The sequence below is a fragment of the Chryseobacterium lathyri genome, from assembly GCF_019970085.1.
Lineage (GTDB): Bacteria > Bacteroidota > Bacteroidia > Flavobacteriales > Weeksellaceae > Chryseobacterium > Chryseobacterium lathyri.
Genome location: NZ_JAHXYG010000007.1, coordinates 68,233 through 92,388, shown reverse-complemented (window position 1 = coordinate 92,388; position 24,156 = coordinate 68,233). Strand labels below are relative to the sequence as shown.

The window sequence follows — 24,156 nt, the reverse complement described above, 5'->3', positions numbered from 1 at the left end:
CCTGTTCCCATTCCGAACACAGAAGTTAAGCCCACCAGCGCCGATGGTACTGCGAAAGCGGGAGAGTAGGCCGCCGCCAGTTTTTATTAAAAGTCTCATACAACACAGTTTGTATGAGACTTTTTTTTGTTACATACCTTAGGGAATAGGGAATAAATTCTATCTACAACCTCTGTAGAAATCTGTGTAATCTGTAATTTCCCTTATTTATCCACATTTATTCTAAATATTAATCAAGATTATTTTTATTCATAAATATTAAAATAGATTAAATCACTTAAAGGCCTTTTATTTATGTTGTAACTTTATTTCATGAAAGAGCATATCGTGAGAGGGTTCAGATTTGAAACTTACAAGGCGCCAGAGTTATCTGTATTTGATCGGCTGCTGGAAATTTTTACAGATTTGTTGACCCATACCTCGGGAGATTTTGATGAAGCGATTGACTGGCTTCGAATGTTGGATGAAGAATACCAACTTACTACTCCGGATTACACTATTGACGATTTTATTGAAGATCTTAAAAAGAAAGGATATATCCGTGAAGAAGTTGATCCTAATGGTGGAAATGGAATTCGCCTGAGCGCAAAAATGGAACAAAATATTCGTAAACAAGCGCTTAATCAAATATTCGGGAACCTTGGAAAAAGTGGAAACGGAAATCATAAAACGAATAAAAGCGGAACGGGGGAAGATACAACAGGGGAATTTCGTAGTTATAACTTTGGAGATCCGGTAGAGAAAATTTCTATTACCGAAAGTCTTAAGAATGCCCAGATCAATAACGGAATCGGAGATTTTCATCTTACTGAAGATGATTTAATTGTTGAAGACAGTATTCACCAATCTCAGATGAGTACGGTTTTGATGATCGACATCAGCCACAGTATGATTTTATATGGGGAAGACCGTATCACTCCAGCCAAAAAAGTGGCTATGGCACTTGCAGAACTTATTACAACACGTTATCCGAAAGATACTTTGGATATTATCGTTTTTGGAGACGATGCATGGCCTGTTAAAATTCAAGAGTTGCCTTATTTGCAGGTTGGGCCTTACCATACAAATACGGTTGCCGGACTTCAACTGGCGATGGACATTTTACGCAGAAAAAGAAATACCAATAAACAGATTTTCATGATTACCGACGGGAAACCAAGTTGCGTTCGTCAGCCGGATGGCACATACTACATGAATTCTTATGGTCTAGATGAATATGTTGTTCAGAAATGTTATAATATGGCGTCTCAGGCCAGAAGACTACATATTCCGATTACTACTTTTATGATTGCGCAGGATCCCTATTTACAGCAATTTGTGAGTGAATTTACAGAAGCCAATCAAGGGAAAGCTTTTTATACAGGGCTTAATGGATTAGGGCACATGATTTTTGAAGATTATGAAACTAACCGTAAGAAAAGAATTCGCTAAAATTCTTTATTCATAAAGATATATTTCAAGAAGTTAATAAATCAGATTTTAAATAAAATGACTGAAAAGCCAACTATAAAAACATTAGGCTCATTAAGAGCATCAGGATACCTATCAAAAAATATCAAAGACGAATTAAGAGATAATTTAAAAAGTAAAATTCGCAATAAAGAATCTGTATTTGAAGGGATTTTCGGATATGAAAATACGGTTATTCCTCAATTGGAGCATGCCATTCTAAGCCGGCATAATATTAATTTATTAGGATTAAGAGGTCAGGCAAAAACCAGGCTAGCAAGAATGATGACTTCATTGTTGGACGAATGGATCCCTTTCGTTGCAGGAAGTGAAATAAATGACGATCCATTCAACCCAATTTCTCGCTTTGCAAAAGAATTAATTGAAGCAGAAGGCGATAATACTCCGATAGAATGGCTTCACCGCGATGAAAGATTTTTCGAAAAACTGGCAACTCCGGACGTGACTGTTGCCGACCTGATCGGTGATGTTGATCCTATTAAAGCTGCCAATCTGAAACTTTCTTATGCAGACGACCGTGCGATTCATTTTGGAATGATTCCTCGTGCGAACCGTTGTATTTTTGTCATCAATGAATTGCCGGATCTTCAGGCGAGGATACAGGTTTCCTTGTTTAATATTTTACAGGAAGGAGACGTACAGATTCGTGGATTTAAGGTGAGAATGCCTTTGGATATTCAGTTTGTTTTCACAGCGAATCCTGAAGATTATACCAACAGAGGAAGCATTGTGACTCCGCTGAAAGACCGTATCGGATCACAGATTTTGACACATTATCCTGAAAACATCAATATTGCAAGGGAAATTACCAGGTATGAATCCAGCTTAGATGGTCGTCAGAAAAATGGAGTATATGTTCCTTCTTTGGCGAAAGATCTTTTGGAGCAGATTGGTTTTGAGGCTCGTGACAGCGAATTTGTAGATTCAAAAAGCGGAGTGAGCGCCCGTATGAGTATCACTGCTTTTGAAAATCTATTGAGTACTGCAGAACGCAGATCTTTATTAACGGGTGATGAAACAACGTCTGTAAGATTAAGTGATTTTGTAGGTATAATTCCTGCGATTACGGGGAAAGTGGAGTTGGTATATGAAGGCGAACAGGAAGGTGCGGAAGCGGTTGCCCAGCTATTAATTGATAATGCGATCAGAACTTTATTTGCATTTTATTTTCCGAAAGTGGAAAAGCTGGAGAAAAAGAGTATTGATGGACCGTTTAGTCAGATTACGGATTGGTTTTTGGAAGACGACGGCTCTTTGGAAATTACTGACGAATCTTCGGATGAAGTCTATGCAAAATCTCTTAACAGAATTACTCCTCTTGACCAGATCATTGAAAAATATCAACCGGATACGTTACCAGAAGATATTTTATTCTTAAAAGAATTTATTCTTTGGGGGCTGGCAGTTAATAAAAAACTGAATAAAGAGAGATTCAGAACGGGAGTGTTCTTTTCTTAGAATTCAAAAATTTCAACAGGATAAAAACAAAAGATGTGGAAAATCAATTCCACATCTTTTTTATTTTTAGGAAAACTCAATATGATCAAACCTGGATAACTCCCAGGTTGAATTTCTCTGTAATAGGGGAATGATTGGCAGCTTCAATACCCATAGAAATCCATTTTCTTGTATCTGTAGGATTGATGATTGCATCTGTCCAAAGTCTTGCTGCAGCATAGGTAGCTTCTGTCTGCTTTTGATATCTTTTTGTAATAGTATTTAAAATCTCATTATGCTCTTCTTCGGTAATCTCTTTACCTTGCTTCTTTAAAGTAGATTCCTGGATTTGAACTAAAACTTTTGCGGCCTGAGACCCACCCATTACAGCGAGATCTGCCCAAGGCCATGCTACTATTAATCTGGGATCATAGGCTTTACCACACATTGCATAATTTCCGGCTCCGTATGAGTTTCCTGTGATAATCGTGAACTTAGGAACTACAGAATTCGAAACGGCATTGACCATTTTAGCACCATCTTTAATAATACCTCCATGTTCAGACTTTGAACCCACCATGAATCCTGTCACATCCTGAAGAAAAACTAAAGGAATCTTTCTCTGGTTACAGTTGGCAATAAACCTCGTTGATTTATCGGCAGAATCCGAATAAATAACACCACCGAACTGCATTTCACCCTTACCGCTTTTTACAAGCTTTCTCTGGTTGGCTACAATTCCTACAGACCAACCATCAATCCTGGCTGTGGCGCAAATGATGCTTTTTCCATAGTCCGGCTTATATTCATCATATTCTGAATTGTCAACCAAACATTTAATGATTTCGTATGTATCATACTGCTCCGTTCTTGAAACGGGAACAATTCCAAAAATATTATCAGGATTTTCCTTTGGCGGGAAACTTTCTATTCTATCAAATCCTGCTTTTTCATAAGTTCCAATAGATTTCATGATAGTTTTAATCCTGTCTAAGGCATCTTTATCATCTTTAGCTTTATAATCTGTAACGCCTGAAATTGAACAGTGTGTAGTCGCTCCACCAAGGGTTTCATTATCAATGCTTTCCCCGATAGCAGCTTTTACCAGATAACTTCCGGCAAGGAATATAGAGCCTGTTTTATCAACAATCATCGCTTCATCACTCATAATAGGAAGATAGGCACCTCCAGCCACACAACTGCCCATAACAGCCGAGATCTGGATAATTCCCATAGCGCTCATTTTAGCATTGTTTCTGAAAATTCTTCCGAAATGTTCTTTATCAGGAAAAATCTCATCCTGCATAGGAAGGTACACACCTGCTGAATCTACAAGATAAATGATAGGAAGCTTATTTTCCATCGCAATTTCCTGTGCTCTTAGATTCTTTTTTCCGGTAATAGGAAACCAGGCACCGGCTTTTACAGAAGCATCATTAGCAACAACAAGACATTGTCTGCCGGAGACATATCCCATTACGACTACAACTCCACCACCAGGGCATCCGCCATGTTCCTCATACATTTCGTAGCCGGCAAATGCACCGATCTCTATGGAATCTGAACCTTTGTCGAGAAGATATTCAATTCTTTCTCTTGCTGTCATTTTTCCCTCATCGCGAAGCTTTTGAAGCCTCTTTTCACCGCCTCCCTTTTTTATTTCAGCGAGCAATTGATTGATATCAGATAATTTTAATCTATTTTGATCTTCCCGTTTATTAAATTCAAGGTCCATAAAATTTTAATTTTTTACGGCTAAAGATACTATTTTTATAATGAATGGCGTTTGAAGTAAAACAGGTGTTTAATATATTGGTTCTCAGAAAATTGTGAAATTTTTAACAAAAAAATATTTTTAAATTACTGATATTTTTTCTAACTTTACTACAGAGTAAAAGGAATGATATTCCTTGTTAATTACTCTAAGTTCCTAGTTTATTTTTTTAATAGTTTATTATTTGAAGGCCCTGAACGTTGAACAAATTTTCAGGGTTTTTTATGCCATATTATGTGCAGATGAATTCAATTTTACATTTTCTGAATTTTCTTTGACTTAATTTATCTTTTTATCAGTATTTCTAAAAGCTATTTGTAAATTTGCCTGTTAAAAATTTACACAATTTAGAATATGCAAAAATTAGCACTTTTCAGGCTGCATTTAATTGTTTTTTTATGGGGGTTCACTGCAATTTTAGGAAAACTGATTCATGCTAATGCGCAGATCCTTGTATTTTACAGAATGCTGTTTGCAGCTGTGTTTTTATTTGTCTTTATCAGGGTTTATAAAAAGGAAAGTATCAAGGTATCCAGAAAAATATTTTTTCAGCTTGCCGGAATAGGTTGTGCTATGGCACTTCACTGGTATTGTTTTTTTTATTCCATTAAAGTATCCAATGTTTCTATAGCATTAAGCTGCCTGTCACTTTCTACCTTATTTGCTTCCATATTGGAGCCAGTTATTTTTAAAAGAAAGATTGATATATCAGAAGTTGTAATGGGCGTAGTAATAGTTGCCTGCATATTATTAATTTTTAAAACCGAGTTTCATTTTAAAGAAGGTATCATCTATGGGATTCTCTGTGCAGTATTCGGTACCATTTTCTCTGTTTTTAATGGTAAAATGTTTGGAAAAACAAGTTCAGGAAATATTATATTCTATGAAATTTTTTGTGGATGGTTTGTTCTGGCTGTATTTTATATGTTTACAGGACAGATTTTTCAGATGAATGAAATAAACTACAGAGATCTGGCGTTAATATGCTTATTGGCAAGTGTTTTTACAGCTTTTCCAATGCTGGAATCGGTGAAGCTTATGAAGTATATTTCGCCTTTTACTCTAATTTTAACAGTTAATTTAGAACCTGTCTACGGAATTATACTAGCTTTTTTTATCTTTGGAGAATCAGAAGAAATGAGTCCTATATTTTATGCAGCATCAGGCGTTATGATATTGGCTATCATTGTAAATGGATTAATAAAAGCCAGAAAACAAAAAAACTTTAACTAAGCATCAAATTTTATATGATGAAAAAATACTTTTTACTTGCATTTTCACTACTGTTTGGGCTGTCCCAGTCTCAGATTATAAGAAAATACTCCAATGAATTTTTGAATATCGGAGCCGGGGCAAGAGGGCTTGCCATGGGTGGGGCTGTAATTTCCAACCAGGATGATGTGTATTCACCGATGTGGAACCCGGCCGGTTTAATGGCTATTGAGAAAGACTGGCAGGGAGCAGCAATGCATGCAGAATATTTTGAATCTATTGCGAAGTATGACTATCTGGCGTACGCAAAAGTCCTTGAAGAAGGAGTATTTGGAGTGTCAATAGTACGATTGGGAGTAGACAATATCCTGAACACAACTCAAATGATCGATGCCGAAGGTAATATCGACTATGATAAAATCACCAAATTTTCACAGTCTGATTATGCAGCTATTCTTTCTTATGCTTTCAATCCGGCAGGCAATCCTAAGCTGGATGTGGGGGTAAATGCTAAAATTGTTTACAGGAATGTAGGTAAATTTGCAAGCGGTTATGGTTTTGGTTTTGATATCGGAGCTATTTATAAGGCTGACAACGGATGGAAATTCGGAGGAATGCTGCGTGATGCAACCACTACCGTAAACTTCTGGAGCATCAATCAGGGAGAACTTTCAACTGTAGTAAACGGTGAAGAGTTCAATCCGGCACCTAAAGATAAAATGGAGCTTACCATGCCTAAGCTGAATGTTGGGGCAAGTAAAATATTCAATATCAACAGCAGCGTGTATGTATTGCCGGAAGCTGGAATCAATGTCGATTTTGCTAAAACAGCAGCTTTGATATCTACAGATTTTGCAAGTATAACACCTTATGCAGGGGCAGAACTTGGGTATCAGAAAATGATCTTTGTAAGACTTGGGATAAACAGGTTCCAATCCATTACCGATATTGAAGACCTGAAAAGAAAAGTTTCTTTCCAGCCGAGCGCCGGTCTTGGGATAAGATATAGAGGACTTACACTGGATTATGCAATCACCAATTCAGGGATCGGAGGATCTAATTTCTATTCTAATTTTTTCTCGCTTAAATTAGATATGGGAGCATTCAGAAATGATTAAATTTAAAACAATGAAAAAAACTTCAATACTTACATTTATGCTGGCAGTAACTGCTGTTTTCGGGCAGAAAGTTTCTGATTATAAATATATTTCTATTCCTCAGACCTTTAAAGATTTCGAGACAGAATCCTATGGTCTTGATGATTCTTTAGCAAAGGCTCTAAAATCAAAAGGATATACGGTTGTCCAGGAAGGTAAAAACCAGTGGCCTTCGGAAATAGAGAAAAGCTCTTGCAGCTTTGCTACAGGCAACATACTTAATAAAAGCAGTTTTCTAAGAAATAAAGTAGAGCTTGAGTTCAAGGATTGTAATGGAAAGGTATTATTTTCATCAAAAGGAAGTTCGAACATTAAAGAATATAAAGAAGGCTATCAGGATGCTCTTAAGCTGTCTCTGGTTTCACTTCCAGCTTCAAATCCTGTGGCAACTCTTCAGGTTATAAAGGAAAGCCCAAAAGAAAATGTTGTGACAAAAAGTGAAGAGAGTTCATCTGCACCTGTTACAGAAAATAAATCCGGGAAATATACTAACGGTAAGGTAAACCTTCAGAAAATCCAGGTAGATACCAATCAGTTTATCCTGGCAGACGGAGGAAGTTCTGTGCCATTTGCTGTTTTTAAAACTACTTCAAAAAGAGATGTGTTTAGAGTAAAACTTTCGGATGGAACTTATACTATCGGATATTATGAAAACGGAAATATAGTGATTGATATACCGCAATCTAACGGAGAATTTTTTAAGGAAGTATTTTCAGCAAAATAACAGATTATAAAATAACATAATAATGATCCTTAATTCAATTAGAATTAAGGATTTTTATTTCCTAATGACTGTTGAAAAACTCCCAGATTACCTTCGCTTTACTTTTCCCCAGAATCTCTTCCAAAGTTTCCAAACTCGATTCCCTGATTCTTTTAACAGATTTCAGTTTGGAAAGCAAAAGCTCAATTGTTTTTTCTCCAACACCAGGAATCTCTTCCAGCTCAGATTTGATGGTAGAATTTTTTCTTCTCGTTCTGTGATGCTTTACCCCGAAACGGTGCGCTTCGTCTCTTACCCGCTGCAGAATCTTTAATGTTTCCGATTTTTTATCAAGATATAAAGGAATAGAATCTTCAGGAAAGAAAATCTCCTCGAGCCTTTTTGCAATACCTACAATCGTGATTTTGCCGTAAAGACCTAATAATTTTAAACTTTTTACGGCGGAGGAAAGCTGTCCTTTTCCTCCATCTATAAGAATCAGTTGCGGCAGGTTTTCCCCTTCATCCAGCATTCTTTTATAGCGGCGGTAGATAACTTCTTCCATCGTGGCAAAGTCATTGGCTCCTTCTACTGTTTTCGGATGGAAAATTCTGTAGTCAGCCTTACTTGGTTTTCCGTCTTTAAAAACAACACATGCAGAAACAGGGTTCGTTCCCTGGATATTCGAGTTATCAAAACCTTCAATATGTCGTGGCTCCACTGGCATTCGAAGCAGCTTCTGCATTTCGGACATGATTCTGTTCGTATGCCTTTCCGGATCTATAATCTGGACCTGCTTTAATTTTTCTAAACGGTATTCTTTCGCATTTTTCTCCGAAAGTTCTACAATCCTTTTTTTATCACCTACTTTTGGAACGATCAATTTTACATTCGGGATTTCTACAGAAAGATGGAATGGTAACAATACTTCTTTAGAATCCGAGCTAAACTTCTGGCGGATTTCGATCAAAGCTTCTTCCATGATATCTTCATCCGTTTCCTCAAGGATCTTTTTGATCTCCGTGGTAAAACTCTGAATGATATTTCCGTTTCTGATCTTGAAAAAATTCACATAAGCGGCAGCTTCATCGCTGGTCATTCCAAAAACATCCACATCGTCAATATTGGGATTCACGACTGTATTTTTGGCCTGATAATCTTCCAGAATATCCAGCCTTTCCTTAATGATCTGTGCCTCTTCAAACTTAAGATTGGAAGCCATTTTCATCATCTGATTCACCAGATACTCTTTTGCTTTCCGGAAATCCCCTTTGATAATTCCGCGGATGGCATCGATTTTTTCATCATAATCCTCTTTGCTTTCCAGATCTTCGCAAGGTCCCTCACAGTTTTTAATATGATATTCCAGGCAGACTTTGTATTTTCCTTCTGCAATTTTAGCAGGTGAAAGATTAAGATTACATGTTCTTAGCTTGTAAATATGTTTAATGGTATCCAGTAAAATCTTTGCAGGACGCACCTTAGCATAAGGCCCATAATATTCAGATCCGTCTTTGATTACATTTCTTGTGAGGAATATCCTTGGGAAACTTTCATTTTTAATACAGATCCACGGATACGTTTTATCATCCTTCAATAATACATTATAAAAAGGACGGTGTTCCTTGATCAGGTTGTTTTCAAGTAAAAGGGCATCATATTCACTGTTGACAATTGTTGTTTCAAGCCTTACAATCTTTCCTACCATTATTTTGATGCGGTAACCCGGGAGATTCTTGTTGAAGTAGGAAAGAACCCTTTTCTTTAAATTTTTGGCCTTTCCTACATACAGTAATTGGTCGTTTTTATCATAATAACGATAAACGCCTGGTTCTGATGGTAAAGTTTTGAGCTGTAATTCTAAAGAAGGATTCATATAACAAAATTAAGGAAACTTTCCCTATTTAAAAAAGAAAACCTGCAGATGACTCTACAGGCCTATTTTATTGTTCAAAGTATTTTATCCGTGGTTCATTTCAGTATATTGATAGATCAAAAAGCTTAGATAATCCCATTCTACAGAGTTTTTAGGATATTTTTTCATAAACTCGGCATTGTCTCCAAACAGGAAATCATAGTGGTCTTCAAAATCATCTTTATGAAGCCACATCACTTTGTCACCCTTTTTTATATAATAAGATTTTATGACACCGCCGCCAAATGCAGGAGCACCACCAAAACCTGTAGATATGGTTTCTGAAGCAAACGGATCATGATAAACTGTAATAAGTTCATTAAACTCAGGATTGATAACCTGCATTAAAAAAGCTTTGGGCTCTTTCTTGTTTTTTAAAGAAACAATCTGGTTTTCATATGGGATTGCATCATTGGTTACAGATTTATTGTATTTTTTAGTGCTGTAATTTCTCATGTTTGAAATAAACTTACCTGCTTTCATAGATTTTTCCATCTCTGTCGCATACAAATACATTTCAGCAATATCTGCCGCTGCAAATTTCATGGGCTTTCTCGTATCAACATCTTCAATTGTAATGGAAAGAATCTGTCCCCTCTGTTTTTCCCATGATTTACTGTAACCCTGGTATTCAGTATTGTCTTTTAAAATGATAGTAGAAACTTTTTTATCAGATGCAGTATTGAAACCTTCGTTAAACAGGTAACGATTCATTTCTTTTCTTTCTTCTTTAGAATATTTTACTTTCTGGGCGAAAGCTGTTGTGCTTGCTACACATACAGCAAGGAGTAGAGTTTTCAGTTTCATGTATTATTGTTTTTAATTTCGGCAGTAAAAATAGCAAAATAATCTACCAATAATCAGAAAAATATGAGACGGTAAAATTTAGCTTTTCCAATTATGGTTAAATGTGTAATTTTAAGGAAATTTTTAGAAATGATATACGGTGTAGATGTTTTTACTTTCCATGATGTCTTGGAAATCTGTAAAAAGCCAAATAAAGCTAAACTTAATAAAGTAGCTAAAGAACAGATCCTAAAATCCCAGAAAAATGTTCAGAAAATAGTAGAATCCGATAGATGTGTCTATGGGATCAATACAGGTTTTGGACCTCTTTGTGATACTAAGATATCAGCTGACGAAACGGCTCAGCTGCAATATAACCTTATCATTTCTCACGCAGTAGGGGTTGGAAAGCCCATTGACAAGGAATTTTCCAAAATCATGATCATTGCTAAAGTACATGCATTGTCCAAAGGATTTTCAGGGGTTTCTCTGGAAGTGATTGAAAGACTGATCCTGATGCTTGAAAAAGATATCATTCCCGTAGTACCTGAGCAGGGTTCCGTAGGGGCTTCAGGAGATTTAGCTCCTCTTGCCCATCTTGTGTTACCATTACTTGGATTGGGACAGGTTTGGGAAGGAGATCAGATTTTCGAAACGATGGAAGTTTTAGACAGACATGGTCTTGAGCCACTAGCTTTAGGTCCGAAAGAAGGCTTAGGACTGATCAACGGAACTCAGTTTATTCTGGCCCACGCTATTAAAGGGTTAGAAAAATTCGAATACTTATTAAACTTAGCAGATATGACTGCCGCAATGAGTATTGAGGCGTATAGAGGCTCTGAAAGCCCATTCAAAAAAGAACTTCATGACATCAGACCTTTCGAGGGAAGCAAGAAAGTAGCAGCCAGAATGGTTAAGTTTTTAAAAGGTTCTGAAAACATGAAAGCTCATGAGGACTGTGAAAGAGTTCAGGATCCTTATTCCATGAGATGTGTGCCACAGGTGCACGGAGCCAGCAGAAATGCTTTTGAACACCTTAAGCTGATGGCTGAAACAGAGCTGAATTCGGTAACGGATAACCCGATCGTCCTAAGTGCTGAAGAGTCTATTTCCGGAGGAAACTTCCATGGACAGCTAATGGCGCTTCCTTTAGATTATGCTACACTTGCAGCAGCTGAATTAGGAAATATTTCAGACAGAAGAAGCTATTTATTATTAGAAGGAAAATATGGACTGCCAAGATTGCTGACAGAAAGCTCAGGACTGAATTCAGGATTTATGATCCCTCAATATACTTCAGCAGCTTTGGTTACAGAAAATAAAACATTATGCTTCCCGGCATCAGCAGATTCTATTCCGACAAGCTTAGGACAGGAAGACCACGTTTCTATGGGAAGTATTTCCGGCAGAAAATTCAATCAGGTGCTAGGAAACCTGGTCAATATTTTAGCTGTGGAATTAATGTTTGCCGCGCAGGGATTAGAATTCAGAAGACCTGCCAAATGTTCGAAAATCATTGAAGAAAACTATGCGGTGATCCGTTCTAAAGTTAAAAAACTGGAAGACGACAGGCTGATAGGAAAGGACATGCTGGCGATTGCAGAGCTGATCAATAACAGAGAATTTAAAGTAGATTAATTTCAATTAAGAAAATATAAGGCTTCCAGAAATGGAAGCTTTTTTTTGTTCAATAAAGTGAATAAACCGCTTTTTTGCAGATTAGATCAATTAAAATACAGCAGGAAACAGATTTTTTGTATTAAGTCAACGAAATACCTTTGCCTGTAAAAATAAGATTATGCATAAGATATGTACACCTTCTATTTTATACTTTGGTACCCCGATAATACTTATTTCAACAGTAAATGAGAACAGCAGTTTCAATGCTGCTCCTATTTCATCCATTTTCTGGTTAGGCTGGCGTTGCGTAATTGGTATCTCTGCAGTATCTAAAACCTGTGAAAATTTGTTGAGAACCGGTGAGTGTGTCATTAATCTTCCTTCAGAAGATCAGGTGGGAATGGTTAATAAGCTTGCTCTGACAACGGGTTCTAGTCCTGTTCCTCAAGGAAAGAAAAGTAAAGGATACCGTCACGAATCCCGAAAATTTGAAATTGCCGGAATGACACCTGTTGAATCTACATTGGTTAATTCCCCCAGAATATTAGAATGTCCGGTACAAATGGAAGCCCGTCTTATTAAAGTAAACTTATTGGCAGAGGATAATGAGATCCAGCGCGGAAATATTATCTATGCTGAACTGAAAATAGTAAGGGTGCATATGGAAGAATCCATACTGATGGACGGCCTTCCTAACCGGGTTGACCCGGACAAATGGCGCCCGCTTATCATGAGCTTTCAACAATTTTATGGACTTGGTATGAAGCTTCATGAGTCTACATTAGCCCAGATCCCGGAAGAACTTTATCGTACCGCTGAATTTAATTCTATTCAAGAAAGTAAATAAAAGTGGAGATAGTTTTCAATAAGGTAATCATTTATTAAATTTGTTGTGTCTGTAAAAGTTTAAAAATCAACAGAAATAATAATCTTTAAATATTTATTTAATTCGTAAAACAAAAAGATGATTACCAAAAGAACAGATTCTTCCAATATAGATTTCCAGAATTTAGTCAAACTCCTGGATGCTGATCTTGCAGTACGGGATGGAGAAGATCATGAATTTTATCACCAGTTCAACTCAATCGACATGTTGAAAAACTGTGTAATAGTTTACTCTGATGATACGGCGGTGGGCTGTGGTGCTTTCAAACCTTTTTCTGAAGATACGGTAGAAATAAAAAGGATGTATACGGATCCAGAAAGAAGAGGCAAAGGTTTTGCTTCGAAAATATTGAATGAGCTGGAAATCTGGGCCAAAGAAGAAAGATACAACAGATGCGTTCTGGAAACAGGAATCAAACAACCCGAAGCTATTGCATTGTATGAAAAATCTGGGTATAAGAGAATTCCCAATTATGGACAGTATATCGGGATTGATAATAGTGTATGCTATGAGAAAATATTGTAAAATTTTCAAAAATTAGAGATAACTATTAATATTCAGGTAATACTAAATTCATTTTTTCTAAGCTTTTAAATCACGTCAAAGTGTTATATTGTGGTTCCAAACCATAAAATTAAAACTATGAAAAAAAGAGTATTTTACCTCTTGGCATTGGTTTTTGTTTTGAATTCATGTACCAGAGATGAACTGCAAAACGAAAATCCTGTCATTGAAGCTGTTCAGAAAGATCCTTTGACGGGAAAGCAGATCAATGCAGAAATTAATAACACGATCAAGAACACCGGATCTTTTAACTGGAAAAATGCTTCAGATCATCTGCTTTGGAGTGCGATTTTCAGAGGAAACAGGATGGTATCCATCGGATTTGGTTCTTCAAAGGATGATTTTGACAGAAGTCTTTCTCCTGACAACAAAACAATGGAAGCCGAAATTTTAGGACTGATTCAGCAATATGAAGGTGTTGAGCAGACTAGATTTCTGATTTCTTCCGATCAGTATCTTAATCAGATGGATGTTATCATAGACAAAGAAGAAACCATCACAGCATTAAGAAAGATTAAAAACATCCGGTATGTGGAGCCGGGGGATTATCATTATTTTGAAATAGAAAACAGCCTTAATTCCAATGCAAAGTCCTCCAGTGGCTCATCAGGATGCGGATTTGAATCTACGGCTTTAAATGCTGCAGATTATACCATTACTGCTCCCAATGCCAAGGTACCATGGGCATTTACGAAACATAATATTCCAAATGCGTGGAGCTATAGCACAGGAGCAGGAGTTACCATAGGGCTTATTGATACCGGAGTTTCACCGGAGCAGACATTGCTGGGAAGCAGTTTTAATACTGGAGCGTCTTCCGGAAGAACAATTAGTAAATTTGGATCATATGTCAACGGATCTACTACAGACGGACCAGCAGATCAGTGCGGGCACGGAACAAAAATGGCTTCCGTGATGGCGGCCCCGAAAAATAATGCAGGACTTCCTGTAGGAGTTGCCTACAATGCCAATCTCATCACTTACCGCGCAGCTTCCAATGTAGTGCTGGAAACTTCCAGTGAGCAAAATGGAGTAAAAACAGCATTTACGGATCTGGCGAATAATACCAGTGTAAAGATCATTTCCATGTCAATGGGACATATTTTCTCGGTAGGAAAGATTGAAGATGGAGTGAAATACGCTTATTCAAGAGGAAAACTAATCTTCTGTGCAGGAGGAACCTCTACCAGTTTTACCAATTTTGTGGGTGTTATTTTTCCGGCAAGCATGTCTGAAACACAGGCTGTAACCGGAGTAAAAGAAGGAACATCCAACCAGAAATGTGACGTTTGCCATTCCGGAAGCCAGATCGATTTTACTTTCCAGATGGAAAGAGCCAACGGAAATACAGTTCCTGTTTTAAGCTATTATAACAATCAGGCAGATTATGTAGGCGGTTCATCCGTAGCAACAGCTGCCACGGCTGGAATTGCGGCTCTTGTCTGGGCTAAAAATCCTTCATGGACAAGAGATCAGGTACTCAATAAAATGAGACAGTCTGCTACGTATTATCCCACAGTGAATTCAAGCTACGGCTATGGAAATATCAATGTCCTGGCAGCTGTGCAATAATTTTTAAGTAAAAATACCAGGGAATATCTCAGTCTCCTAATTGATTAACAGGCAGAATTATATTTCAATTCTTTGAAAAATTATCTTACTTGATGATCAACTGATACAGATTGGTGATATTCCCTTTTTTTGAAACCTCCAATATCTTGCCTTCAGGAGGTAAGGCTTATCCTATCCTTACACTGGTCATGCTTAGAGATCCCCCGATCAGTTCATCATTAAATAAAGACAGACTTTCGGCTTGATCTTTTAAGCCTAAGGTGTAAATCAGCGGAAGATAATGATCCGGTGTAGGAACCGCGTATTGCAGAAATGTTCCCTGCTTCTGATAGTCTATGATATTCTGAAAATTCCCATCCAGAAGCCAGTTATTTGTTTTTTCCCTGGCTTCCACAGCCCAGTCCCATCCGGCGCCTACCGTATCTATATTTTTCCAGTCGATCAGCCGGAGATTATGGACGATATTTCCACTTCCTATAATGAGGATTCCTTTTTCACGGAGCTTATTCAGTCTTTTGGCCAGATCGAAATGATATTGTGGTGGCTTGGTATAATCTATGCTCAGCTGGATCACGGGAATATCAGCGTCCGGATACATATGTTTGATCACCGACCATGCGCCATGGTCAAGTCCCCAATTGTGATCTTCCTCTACCAAAACAGGGGCTAAAAGCTCAGCTGTTTCTCTCGCCAGTTCCGGGCTGCCCGGAGCAGGATACTGTACATCAAATAATGCTTTCGGGAAACCACCGAAGTCATGAATCGTTCTCGGCATATCCATCGCAGTTACAAAAGTGCCTTGCGTATACCAGTGTGCAGAAATACACAGAATAGCATTAGGTTTAGGAATCTCCTGTGCTGCCTTTCGAAATCCCTGTACAAACTGGTTTTCTTCAATGGCATTCATCGGTGAGCCATGCCCGAGAAATAAAACGGGCATTTTTTGAGTGTTACCAAAATTGTTGCTGATATTTTGCAGATCGTTAAGGTTCATGATAAGAATATAATTAAAAAGGTCCAAGGCTTTTAGAAATCCCTGAACCTTTCATGTTTTAATTGGTATAGATATTTTTGGAGAATCTCCCCAAAATTCAATTTTTTATTATGCCTGTTTTACAAACTGTAATTCTCCGGCAACTTTTACTTCGTCGCTTACCATTACACCTCCAGCTTCAAGAGCTGCATTCCAGTTCAGACCAAAATCTTTTCTGTTGATCTTTCCTTCAAAAGAAAATCCAGCTTTCGTATTTCCCCATGGGTCAACATTGATCCCTCCGAAGTCTACATCCAAAGTAATAGGTTTTGTAATACCATTTACGGTAAGGTTTCCTGTTACTTTATCATTTAAAGCCTGAGATTCAAATGTAATGGAAGGATATTGTTCTGCATTGAAAAATTCTCCGGATTTTAAATGATTGTCTCTGTCTGTATTATTGGTGAATACAGAATCAGTCTGGATAGTAGCTGTCGTTTTAGCATTTGCAAAGCTATCATCCTCAGCTTCAATTTCAGCGTTGAAAGTTCTGAAACTTCCTTTTACATTAGAGATCATCATGTGTTTTACTTTAAAAGTAATTTCACTATGTGTTGGGTCTAGGTTCCATTTTGTTGCCATTGTATTGTATTTTTTGTTTGTTATTAATACTGCAAATGTAGGGCGGAGATCATATACAAATCATTGATTTAGGTTAAGAAATGAAATAACTCCAATTTTAATGTGAATCGTCAATTTTGCTTCGCAAGTGAAATGTCAATTATTTACGCTATAAAATTCACTATTGACCATTCGCCATTCACCCTAATTTTAATGTGAATCGTCAATTTGCTTCGCAAGTGAAATGTCAATTGCTGACGCTATAAAATTCACTATTGATACTTCACCATTCACCTAATTTCCCAACTATTAAGTTAAGAATTTATTTTTATCAATGCATTAATCCTGTTTTATGAATGTTTTATTTAACATTTATTAACGGATGATTTTTATTTCTTATTTTTGAAGGATTCAATTTTATACAATGAAATTACATAGATTTTCTTTATTGATGCTGGTTTTGGGCAGTTCTGCAATCGCGCAGACCCAAAAATTTACAATGGCGGAGGCAGTAAATGGACTCAGAACGAATCTTGCCGTAAAAAATATATCCCAGTTCTCATGGGCTGCAGATGGTAAATCATATATTCAGGCTGTAAAAGGCGGTTATCTGATTACTGATCTGAAGACTAATAAACAGGATACTTTAGTTTCTTTGACCCAACTGAACAGGTCATTTTCGGATGCTAAGCTAAAGGCAGTTCCTCAAATCAAATTTATAGGCGGTTCAAGCGGTTATTTCAACGTGAACGATAAAATGTTCTGGATCGAAAAATCGGGAAACGACTGGAAGATAAAGACAACAGCTGCAGTTGATGAAAATGCTTCCAATATGAAAATGTTCGGAGATAACCAGACCTTTGCCTTTACCATAAAGAATAATTTATATATCAATAAAAACGGTAAAACAATTGCTGTAACTAATGATTCTGATGAAAATATCATCAATGGAGGTGCAGCGGTTCACAGAAATGAGTTTGGAATTGATACAGGAATTTTCCCGTCTCCTAATTCTGATGCTGTAGCATTTTACAGAATGGATCAGACGATGGTGGCAGATTATCCTGTTATTGACTGGTCGATAACGCCTGCTGTAAATCATAATATCAAGTATCCTATGGCAGGGCAGAAGTCTCATGAAGTCACTTTGGGAATTTATAATATCAAAAATCAGTCAACTACTTTTCTAAAAATTGAAGGTAAAAAAGATCAGTATTTAACAGCTGTTACGTGGAGTCCAGATTCAAAATATGTTTTTGTAGGCGTTCTGAATCGCGGACAGAATCATTTAAAGATGAACCAGTACGATGCTGCTACAGGAAATCTGGTAAAAACCTTATTTGAAGAAACCAGCGATAAATATGTGGAGCCTCAGCATCCGCTTACTTTCTTCCCGAACTCCAATACAGACTTTATCTGGCAAAGCCAGAGAACAGGTTATAATCACCTGTTTCACTACAGTCTTGAAAAAGGACTCGTTGCCCAAATCACGAAAGGAGACTGGCTGGTAACTGACATTCTAGGCTTTAATGAAAAGAAAAAAGAGATCTACTTTACATCTACCAAAGAGACACCGCTTGAAAAGCATTTATATAAGATCAACTGGACAAACTTTAAAATGCAGCGAATGGATGATACATCTGGTGTACATACAGGAATCCTGAGCAGTGACGGGAATTATCTGTATGATACCTACAGCAATGCAGGCACACCAAGGTCTGTGAATATTATCAATACCAATACTGCTAAGTCAATCAATATTCTTACTGCAGAAAATACATTAAAAAATTATCAGAGGCCTGAAATTAAAAATGTGGAATTAAAAGCGGATGACGGAACACCGCTTTACGGAAAGATCATTCTCCCTACAGATTTTGATGCCACTAAAAAATATCCGGTAATTGTTTATCTGTACAACGGGCCACACTTGCAGCTGGTAACCAATACATTCCCTGCATCAGGAAACCTTTGGTACGAATATATGGCCCAAAACGGGTACATTATTTTCACCATGGACGGAAGAGGTTCTGCCAACCGTGGAATGAAGTTTGAGCAGGCTGTTTTCAGAAACCTGGGAACAACAGAAATGAACGACCAGATGAAAGGAGTGAACTATTTAAAATCTCTTCCTTATGTAGATGCCCAGAGAATGGGGATTCACGGATGGAGCTTTGGCGGATTTATGACGACAAGTTTCATGCTTCGTCAGCCTGATGTTTTCAAAGTCGGGGTTGCCGGAGGTCCGGTGATCGACTGGAAAATGTATGAGATCATGTATGGTGAAAGATATATGGATACACCTCAGGAAAACCCTCAGGGGTATGCCACGGCTAATCTATTGGATAAAGTTCAGAATTTAAAAGGAAAATTACTGATGATCCACGGTGCCCAGGACGATGTGGTGGTATGGCAGCATTCCATCAAATTTATAAAGTCCGCGGTAGACAATGGAGTTCAGCTGGACTACTTTGTTTATCCCGGACATCCGCATAATGTGATCGGGAAAGACAGGGTTCACCTGATGCAGAAAGTGACAGATTATTTTGATCAGTATCTTAAGAAATAATAATGAAATCCAGCCTTTAGGCTGGATTTTTTATTGGTAACAGTATTCTTTAATAGCAAATCCGTTCTTAACAAACATCAATGTTTCTGAGCTTTTTCATCCGTAATTTTGTGTATCTAAAATCTAAAAATATGGAATTAGGAATAGGAATGTTTGGGGACCTGGCTTTTGATCAGGCTACCGGAAAATATAGAGATGCAGGCGTGAAGATCCGTGAAATACTGGATCAGGTAAAATTAATGGATGAGGTAGGCATTGATGTTTTTGCGATGGGAGAGCATCACCGTCCGGATTATGCAGTTTCATCACCTGAAATGGTATTGGCTGCAGCAGCGAGCATCACCAAAAATATAAAGCTAGCAAGCGGAGTTACGGTGTTAAGTTCTTCAGAACCCGTGAAAGTATATGAAGACTTTTCAACTTTGGACCTGATCTCAGACGGAAGAGCTGAAATATTTGTCGGAAGGGGAAGTTTTATCGAATCGTTTCCGTTGTATGGCTATTCACTGAATGATTACGAAGAACTTTTTGACGAGAAACTTGAATTGCTGCTAAAGATCAACTCAGAAGAAAATGTAACCTGGTCAGGAAAACTTCGTGCGCCAATGCAAAACCAGACTGTTTATCCGAGAGCAAAAAACGACGGAAAATTATCGATCTGGAGAGCAGTAGGTGGAACTCCGCAATCTGTTTTAAGTGCAGCAAAATTAGGAATGCCTTTGGTGGTAGCTATCATTGGAGGGATGCCGGTACAGTTTAAAAATCTGGTTGAATTTTACAAGCAGGAGTATCAGAAAGCAGGGCATGACGTATCCAAAATGCAGATCGCAATTCATTCACACACGTTTGTAAGTAATGATCAGGCTGTAGTGGACGGATATTTCAATAATTATAAATCTCAGATGGACAGAATCGGGGCAACCAGAGGCTGGGCTCCTTATACGAAAATGCAGTATGATGGCGGAAGAGCTAGAGAAGGCGCCCTGTTCATCGGAAGTCCTGCAGAAGTGGCTGATAAAATCACCTACATGAAGGAGATTTTTGGCATCACCAGATTTATCGGGCATATGGACATCGGTGATCCTGCTCACGATATTATGATGAAATCTATTGAACTGTTCGGGGACGAAGTAAAACCGGCTATTCAGGATTTATAAACTATAAAAATCTCTCCGCTCATTGTTTGGCGGAGTTTTTTTATTGACAACAGCCAAATGATTATTCATTGAAAGGTATTACCTGTTTTTCTGTTATTTAATAAAGGAAAAGAAAAATAATTTCAATTCAATTCACAGTTTCTGGTGTGGGATATACAGGAGGAAATTTCCATATCTACTTATAATATTCTACTTTTACAAAAAAAACAATGCAGGAACCGTCAAAAGATCCGTTACACGGGAAAAGGCTAGATGCTATTCTAGAAGAACTGGTAGAATATTACGGAGGCTTCGAGAAACTTGGCGAGCAGATCAATATAAAATGCTTTACAGATAATCCAAGTATTAATTCTTCTTTGAAATTTCTGAGGAAAACAGATTGGGCCAGAGCAAAGGTAGAAAGCCTGTATCTCTATGTATTGAGACAGAAAAAGCGGGATGAAACAAAGAACGGGAAATAAAAAGGTGCTCTTTTTGATATTTTTGTTTTAACATCTTTTCCAAAGTCAATCATTTCAAAAATAGTATATTTGTGCCGTTAATCGTGAAAAAAATCACGAAAAAAAAGATAAAATATGACAATTGAAAACAACCATGTTGTAGCAGTAAGTTACGTACTTCACACGATCGAAGAAGATGGAAGTAAAATTCTTGTAGAAGAAACAACAGCAGAAAACCCACTTACATTTTTATATGGTGTAGGAATGATGATTCCAAAGTTTGAACAAAATATCCTTGGCCTGAAGGCAGGTGATAAAGCAGCTTTTGTTATTCAGCCTGAAGAAGCTTACGGAGAAAAAGATCCTAATTCAATCGTACAGTTGCCTATCGATATGTTTCAGGAATCAGGAACTCCGCCTTTAGGCGCTATTTTGCCTTTATCAGATGGGCAGGGAAATAATTTCCAGGCATTTGTGTTAGAGGTAACCCCTGAAGCAGTAGTGGCAGACCTTAACCATCCAATGGCGGGGAAAGTTTTAGATTTCCAGGTAGAAATTGTAAATACTCGTCCTGCGACGGAAGAAGAACTGGCACATGGTCATGTTCATGGAGCTGACGGAACAGAAGCCCACTAAACTATAATCAATGTCCGGATTTTTTCGGACATTTTTTTTATTCTAAAAATTCCCCACTCACGTAAAACCAACGGTTTTGAATCATTTTGAATTTTGATAATTCATGATGGATTTGCTCATGTCCTTCTTCATCAGTATAAAAGGCTTTAAACTCAACTTTGCTGACAGAAGGTTTATCTATAATTTCCAGTTTTGTCCATTCGTTAATCTCTCCCCATTCCTGCAGATCTTCTATGTTGTGGAATTTTCTTTTTGCCGGAGATGTAGTTTCCATCAGGTATTTTCCGTTCGGAATGGCAAATGCAGAAAATCTGGAACGCATCAGGGCTTCCGCAGTCGGAGCATATTTTTCTCCGATGTGATAAGGTCGGCAGCATTCTTCGTAAAGTTTTCCTGAACAGCAGGGACAATCCATTTTTATTTATTTTTTTGAACAGCAAAAGTAGAAATTTAATCAATAGGAATGGGCTTTAGCCCATTTACATAAAAAAGAAGCACCCAATCGGATGCTTCTCAATACAATTTATTTAATAAAACCTCTGTTTCTCAATAAAGGTTTGATATCAGGATCATGTCCTGTAAAATCTCTGAATGCCTGGTTAAGGTCTACAGAGTTTCCTACAGAAAGAATATATTTTCTGAAACGGTCGCCATTTTCTCTTGTCAGGCCTCCATTGTTTTTAATCCACTCCCATGCATCATTATCAAGGGTTTCAGACCATAAATAAGCATAATATCCAGCTGAATACCCTCCGCCCCAGATATGGGCAAAATAAGGAGTATGATATCTTGGTGGTACTGTAGCTAAAGTAAACCCATGGCTGGCTAACGACTGTTTTTCAAAATCCAGAACAGGAATCAACTGACTTTCATTCGTCACGGTATGCCAGTCCATATCCAGAGCTGCCGCAGAAACAAGTTCTGTCGTCATATATCCCTGGTTGAATGTAGCTGCCTTTTTAATTTTTTCAACTAAGGCCTGAGGAATTGGTTGTTTTGTTTCGTAGTGAAGCGCATAATTTTTAAGAACGACAGGATCTAAAGCCCAATGCTCATTGATCTGTGAAGGGAATTCCACGAAATCTCTAGGAACACTTGTTCCTGAAAGTGACGGGTATTTCTGACTTGCAAACATACCGTGGATTGAATGTCCAAACTCGTGGAACATTGTGGAAACATCATCGTAGCTAATTAGTGACGGCTTTCCTGGAGCCGGCTTCTGATAATTATAACAGTTTACAATCACAGGTTTGGTTCCTAAAAGATAAGACTGCTCAACAAAATTGCTCATCCATGCACCTCCATTTTTAGAATCTCTGGTATAGAAATCAAGATAATAAATCGCGATAGATTTTCCATCGTGGTCAAAAACCTCATAGGTTACTACATCCGGATGATAAACCGGAAGATCGGTTCTCTTTTTAAAAGTAAGTCCATAGAACTTTTCAGCAGCATAGAAGACTCCTTTTTCCAAAACAGTAGTTACCTCAAAATAAGGCTTGATCTGGTTTTCATCAAGATCATATTTTGCTTTTCTTACCTGCTCAGCATAGAAATTCCAGTCCCATGGTTCTACTTTGAAACCACCTTTCTGCTGATCGATCAGATCCTGAATATCTTTTGCTTCACGTTTTGCCGTTTCTACTGCTGGTGTAGCAATTTGGTTCATTAGTTTTGTAGCTGCTTCAGGTGTTTTGGCCATCTGGTCCTGAAGTTTCCATTCAGCAAAGCTTACTTTTCCTAAAGTCTGAGCTTTTTTAAGTCTCAGTTTAGCTAGTTTTTCAATCGTTTCACGGGTATCGTTTCCGTCACCTTTTTCAGCTCTGAGCCACGATGCTTTGAACAGTTTTTCTCTTGTAGCTCTGTTCTTAAGATTTTGAAGAAGAGGCTGTTGTGTAGTATTCTGAAGGGCAAGAAGATATTTTCCCGGTTGTCCTGCAGTTTTAGCATCCGTTGCTGCGGCTTCAATCTCGTCAGCAGAAAGTCCGTCAAGTTCTTTGGCATCAGAGAAAAATACGCCTCCCTGCTTTCTGGCTTCCAATAGCTTATTGGCATATTGAGTGGAAAGTGAAGCGAGTTCCTGATTGATCTGCTTTAGTTTTTCTTTATCAGCAGAAGAAAGATTGGCTCCTGCAATTTCAAAATTCTGCTTATAATACTGAACCAGTTTTTTGCTTTCAGGATCTAAACCGTCTTCTTGAATAGACTTAATTCTTTTATATAAATTTTCATTCAGGTACATTTTATCAGAATGCGCTGCAAAAATAGGAGCATATTCTTCATCCAAAGCCTGAAGGGTAGGATTTGTATTAGCGCTTGTAAGATTAGAAAATACAATAGTGGCTCTTTTTAAAACTTCACCGCTTTTTTCAAGGGCAACAATAGTGTTTTCAAAAGTAGGAGCTTCCGGATTATTTGCGATCTTCAGGATCTCAGCATCATGCTGTTTAAGTCCGAAATCAAATGCAGGTTTGAAATGTTCATTTTTAATTTTATCGAATTCCGGAGCTTCATACTGAAGCTCGCTTTTCTTCATAAAAGGGTTTGAAGATAAGGATGGATCGGTAACAGGAATCTCCTGTTGAGTATCGGTTTTCTTCATTGTAGTACAAGATTGGTTAAGTGCCAGGGCAGAAATTAACAATACCGATGAAATATTTTTCATAA

Annotated in this window: 20 protein-coding genes and 1 rRNA gene; 14 read left to right on the top strand and 7 right to left on the bottom strand. The window is 37.6% G+C overall.

What is annotated here, in order from left to right; all coding sequences use genetic code 11:
• The 3 genes from rrf to LC418_RS20595 all read left to right on the top strand — a co-directional run.
• A 5S ribosomal RNA gene (gene rrf / locus LC418_RS20605) occupies positions 1 to 82 on the top strand; the annotation flags it as partial.
• A gap of 230 nt (positions 83 to 312) precedes the next feature.
• A complete protein-coding gene (locus LC418_RS20600) occupies positions 313 to 1,431 on the top strand; it encodes a vWA domain-containing protein (protein ID WP_223560480.1) in 1,119 nt (372 codons plus the stop codon).
• 57 nt (positions 1,432 to 1,488) lie between these two features.
• On the top strand, positions 1,489 to 2,928 hold the full coding sequence (locus tag LC418_RS20595) for a sigma 54-interacting transcriptional regulator (protein WP_223560479.1): 1,440 nt from the start codon (positions 1,489 to 1,491) through the stop codon (positions 2,926 to 2,928).
• An 85-nt stretch (positions 2,929 to 3,013) separates the two neighbouring features.
• Here the strand turns inward: LC418_RS20595 and LC418_RS20590 are convergent, their stop codons facing one another.
• Positions 3,014 to 4,642 (bottom strand): acyl-CoA carboxylase subunit beta, encoded by a 1,629-nt coding sequence (locus LC418_RS20590; RefSeq protein WP_116014327.1) that lies wholly within the window; start codon positions 4,640 to 4,642, stop codon positions 3,014 to 3,016.
• A gap of 393 nt (positions 4,643 to 5,035) precedes the next feature.
• On the opposite strand from LC418_RS20590, the gene LC418_RS20585 reads away from it, so the two are divergent.
• Genes LC418_RS20585 through LC418_RS20575 form a run of 3 tightly spaced genes read left to right on the top strand, consistent with a single transcriptional unit; the run spans position 5,036 to position 7,774 of the window.
• The gene (locus LC418_RS20585) at positions 5,036 to 5,914 is read left to right on the top strand and encodes a DMT family transporter (protein WP_111959950.1); all 879 of its coding nucleotides are present in this window, start codon (positions 5,036 to 5,038) and stop codon (positions 5,912 to 5,914) included.
• Positions 5,915 to 5,928: 14 nt separating this feature from the next.
• On the top strand, positions 5,929 to 7,011 hold the full coding sequence (locus tag LC418_RS20580) for a putative type IX sorting system protein PorV2 (RefSeq protein WP_111959952.1): 1,083 nt from the start codon (positions 5,929 to 5,931) through the stop codon (positions 7,009 to 7,011).
• 10 nt (positions 7,012 to 7,021) lie between these two features.
• Positions 7,022 to 7,774 carry a hypothetical protein gene (locus LC418_RS20575; protein ID WP_223560478.1) on the top strand — a complete coding sequence of 251 codons (753 nt, stop codon included), beginning with the start codon at positions 7,022 to 7,024 and terminating at the stop codon, positions 7,772 to 7,774.
• 61 nt (positions 7,775 to 7,835) lie between these two features.
• Here the strand turns inward: LC418_RS20575 and uvrC are convergent, their stop codons facing one another.
• Both uvrC and LC418_RS20565 read right to left on the bottom strand, forming a co-directional pair.
• Positions 7,836 to 9,629 (bottom strand): excinuclease ABC subunit UvrC, encoded by a 1,794-nt coding sequence (gene uvrC / locus LC418_RS20570; RefSeq protein WP_111959954.1) that lies wholly within the window; start codon positions 9,627 to 9,629, stop codon positions 7,836 to 7,838.
• Positions 9,630 to 9,713: 84 nt separating this feature from the next.
• A complete protein-coding gene (locus LC418_RS20565) occupies positions 9,714 to 10,475 on the bottom strand; it encodes a hypothetical protein (RefSeq protein WP_111959956.1) in 762 nt (253 codons plus the stop codon).
• 129 nt (positions 10,476 to 10,604) lie between these two features.
• Here LC418_RS20565 and hutH point away from each other — a divergent pair, with 129 nt between their 5' ends.
• The 4 genes from hutH to LC418_RS20545 all read left to right on the top strand — a co-directional run bounded on the left by hutH (position 10,605) and on the right by LC418_RS20545 (position 15,096).
• Positions 10,605 to 12,092 (top strand): histidine ammonia-lyase, encoded by a 1,488-nt coding sequence (hutH, locus tag LC418_RS20560; RefSeq protein ID WP_111960209.1) that lies wholly within the window; start codon positions 10,605 to 10,607, stop codon positions 12,090 to 12,092.
• Positions 12,093 to 12,252: 160 nt separating this feature from the next.
• A complete protein-coding gene (locus tag LC418_RS20555; RefSeq protein WP_223560477.1) occupies positions 12,253 to 12,921 on the top strand; it encodes a flavin reductase family protein in 669 nt (222 codons plus the stop codon).
• A 117-nt stretch (positions 12,922 to 13,038) separates the two neighbouring features.
• A complete protein-coding gene (locus tag LC418_RS20550; protein WP_111959960.1) occupies positions 13,039 to 13,485 on the top strand; it encodes a GNAT family N-acetyltransferase in 447 nt (148 codons plus the stop codon).
• 117 nt (positions 13,486 to 13,602) lie between these two features.
• Positions 13,603 to 15,096, top strand: a complete 1,494-nt coding sequence (locus LC418_RS20545) for a S8 family peptidase (protein ID WP_223560476.1) — start codon at positions 13,603 to 13,605, stop codon at positions 15,094 to 15,096.
• A gap of 166 nt (positions 15,097 to 15,262) precedes the next feature.
• Here LC418_RS20545 and ygiD read toward each other — a convergent pair whose 3' ends face one another.
• Together ygiD and LC418_RS20535 are read right to left on the bottom strand one after the other, a co-directional pair.
• Positions 15,263 to 16,090: a 4,5-DOPA-extradiol-dioxygenase gene (gene ygiD / locus LC418_RS20540; RefSeq protein ID WP_223560475.1), complete on the bottom strand. Its 828-nt coding sequence runs from the start codon at positions 16,088 to 16,090 to the stop codon at positions 15,263 to 15,265.
• 108 nt (positions 16,091 to 16,198) lie between these two features.
• Positions 16,199 to 16,711, bottom strand: a complete 513-nt coding sequence (locus LC418_RS20535; protein ID WP_111959966.1) for a YceI family protein — start codon at positions 16,709 to 16,711, stop codon at positions 16,199 to 16,201.
• Positions 16,712 to 17,114: 403 nt separating this feature from the next.
• On the opposite strand from LC418_RS20535, the gene LC418_RS20530 reads away from it, so the two are divergent.
• From LC418_RS20530 to LC418_RS20515, 4 genes are all read left to right on the top strand, one after another.
• Positions 17,115 to 19,256 carry a S9 family peptidase gene (locus LC418_RS20530; RefSeq protein ID WP_223560474.1) on the top strand — a complete coding sequence of 714 codons (2,142 nt, stop codon included), beginning with the start codon at positions 17,115 to 17,117 and terminating at the stop codon, positions 19,254 to 19,256.
• Positions 19,257 to 19,387: 131 nt separating this feature from the next.
• The gene (locus LC418_RS20525) at positions 19,388 to 20,413 is read left to right on the top strand and encodes an LLM class flavin-dependent oxidoreductase (RefSeq protein ID WP_111960211.1); all 1,026 of its coding nucleotides are present in this window, start codon (positions 19,388 to 19,390) and stop codon (positions 20,411 to 20,413) included.
• A 209-nt stretch (positions 20,414 to 20,622) separates the two neighbouring features.
• The gene (locus LC418_RS20520) at positions 20,623 to 20,874 is read left to right on the top strand and encodes a VF530 family protein (protein ID WP_111959972.1); all 252 of its coding nucleotides are present in this window, start codon (positions 20,623 to 20,625) and stop codon (positions 20,872 to 20,874) included.
• Between the two features lie 114 nt (positions 20,875 to 20,988).
• On the top strand, positions 20,989 to 21,489 hold the full coding sequence (locus LC418_RS20515; RefSeq protein WP_223560473.1) for an FKBP-type peptidyl-prolyl cis-trans isomerase: 501 nt from the start codon (positions 20,989 to 20,991) through the stop codon (positions 21,487 to 21,489).
• Between the two features lie 37 nt (positions 21,490 to 21,526).
• Here the strand turns inward: LC418_RS20515 and LC418_RS20510 are convergent, their stop codons facing one another.
• Positions 21,527 to 21,904, bottom strand: coding sequence for a YchJ family protein (locus LC418_RS20510; RefSeq protein ID WP_111959976.1), 378 nt, complete (start codon positions 21,902 to 21,904; stop codon positions 21,527 to 21,529).
• 108 nt (positions 21,905 to 22,012) lie between these two features.
• A complete protein-coding gene (locus LC418_RS20505; protein ID WP_223560472.1) occupies positions 22,013 to 24,154 on the bottom strand; it encodes a M3 family metallopeptidase in 2,142 nt (713 codons plus the stop codon).
• Between the last annotated feature and the right edge of the window lie 2 nt (positions 24,155 to 24,156).

Excerpts from the sequence above, each read along its gene's own strand:
- LC418_RS20600 (WP_223560480.1), top strand. The coding sequence starts at position 313 with ATGAAAGAGCATATCGTGAGAGGGTTCAGATTTGAAACTTACAAGGCG.
- LC418_RS20595 (WP_223560479.1), top strand. The coding sequence starts at position 1,489 with ATGACTGAAAAGCCAACTATAAAAACATTAGGCTCATTAAGAGCATCA.
- LC418_RS20590 (WP_116014327.1), bottom strand. The coding sequence starts at position 4,642 with ATGGACCTTGAATTTAATAAACGGGAAGATCAAAATAGATTAAAATTA.
- LC418_RS20585 (WP_111959950.1), top strand. The coding sequence starts at position 5,036 with ATGCAAAAATTAGCACTTTTCAGGCTGCATTTAATTGTTTTTTTATGG.
- LC418_RS20580 (WP_111959952.1), top strand. The coding sequence starts at position 5,929 with ATGATGAAAAAATACTTTTTACTTGCATTTTCACTACTGTTTGGGCTG.
- LC418_RS20575 (WP_223560478.1), top strand. The coding sequence starts at position 7,022 with ATGAAAAAAACTTCAATACTTACATTTATGCTGGCAGTAACTGCTGTT.
- uvrC (WP_111959954.1), bottom strand. The coding sequence starts at position 9,629 with ATGAATCCTTCTTTAGAATTACAGCTCAAAACTTTACCATCAGAACCA.
- LC418_RS20565 (WP_111959956.1), bottom strand. The coding sequence starts at position 10,475 with ATGAAACTGAAAACTCTACTCCTTGCTGTATGTGTAGCAAGCACAACA.
- hutH (WP_111960209.1), top strand. The coding sequence starts at position 10,605 with ATGATATACGGTGTAGATGTTTTTACTTTCCATGATGTCTTGGAAATC.
- LC418_RS20555 (WP_223560477.1), top strand. The coding sequence starts at position 12,253 with ATGCATAAGATATGTACACCTTCTATTTTATACTTTGGTACCCCGATA.
- LC418_RS20550 (WP_111959960.1), top strand. The coding sequence starts at position 13,039 with ATGATTACCAAAAGAACAGATTCTTCCAATATAGATTTCCAGAATTTA.
- LC418_RS20545 (WP_223560476.1), top strand. The coding sequence starts at position 13,603 with ATGAAAAAAAGAGTATTTTACCTCTTGGCATTGGTTTTTGTTTTGAAT.
- ygiD (WP_223560475.1), bottom strand. The coding sequence starts at position 16,090 with ATGAACCTTAACGATCTGCAAAATATCAGCAACAATTTTGGTAACACT.
- LC418_RS20535 (WP_111959966.1), bottom strand. The coding sequence starts at position 16,711 with ATGGCAACAAAATGGAACCTAGACCCAACACATAGTGAAATTACTTTT.
- LC418_RS20530 (WP_223560474.1), top strand. The coding sequence starts at position 17,115 with ATGAAATTACATAGATTTTCTTTATTGATGCTGGTTTTGGGCAGTTCT.
- LC418_RS20525 (WP_111960211.1), top strand. The coding sequence starts at position 19,388 with ATGGAATTAGGAATAGGAATGTTTGGGGACCTGGCTTTTGATCAGGCT.
- LC418_RS20520 (WP_111959972.1), top strand. The coding sequence starts at position 20,623 with ATGCAGGAACCGTCAAAAGATCCGTTACACGGGAAAAGGCTAGATGCT.
- LC418_RS20515 (WP_223560473.1), top strand. The coding sequence starts at position 20,989 with ATGACAATTGAAAACAACCATGTTGTAGCAGTAAGTTACGTACTTCAC.
- LC418_RS20510 (WP_111959976.1), bottom strand. The coding sequence starts at position 21,904 with ATGGATTGTCCCTGCTGTTCAGGAAAACTTTACGAAGAATGCTGCCGA.
- LC418_RS20505 (WP_223560472.1), bottom strand. The coding sequence starts at position 24,154 with ATGAAAAATATTTCATCGGTATTGTTAATTTCTGCCCTGGCACTTAAC.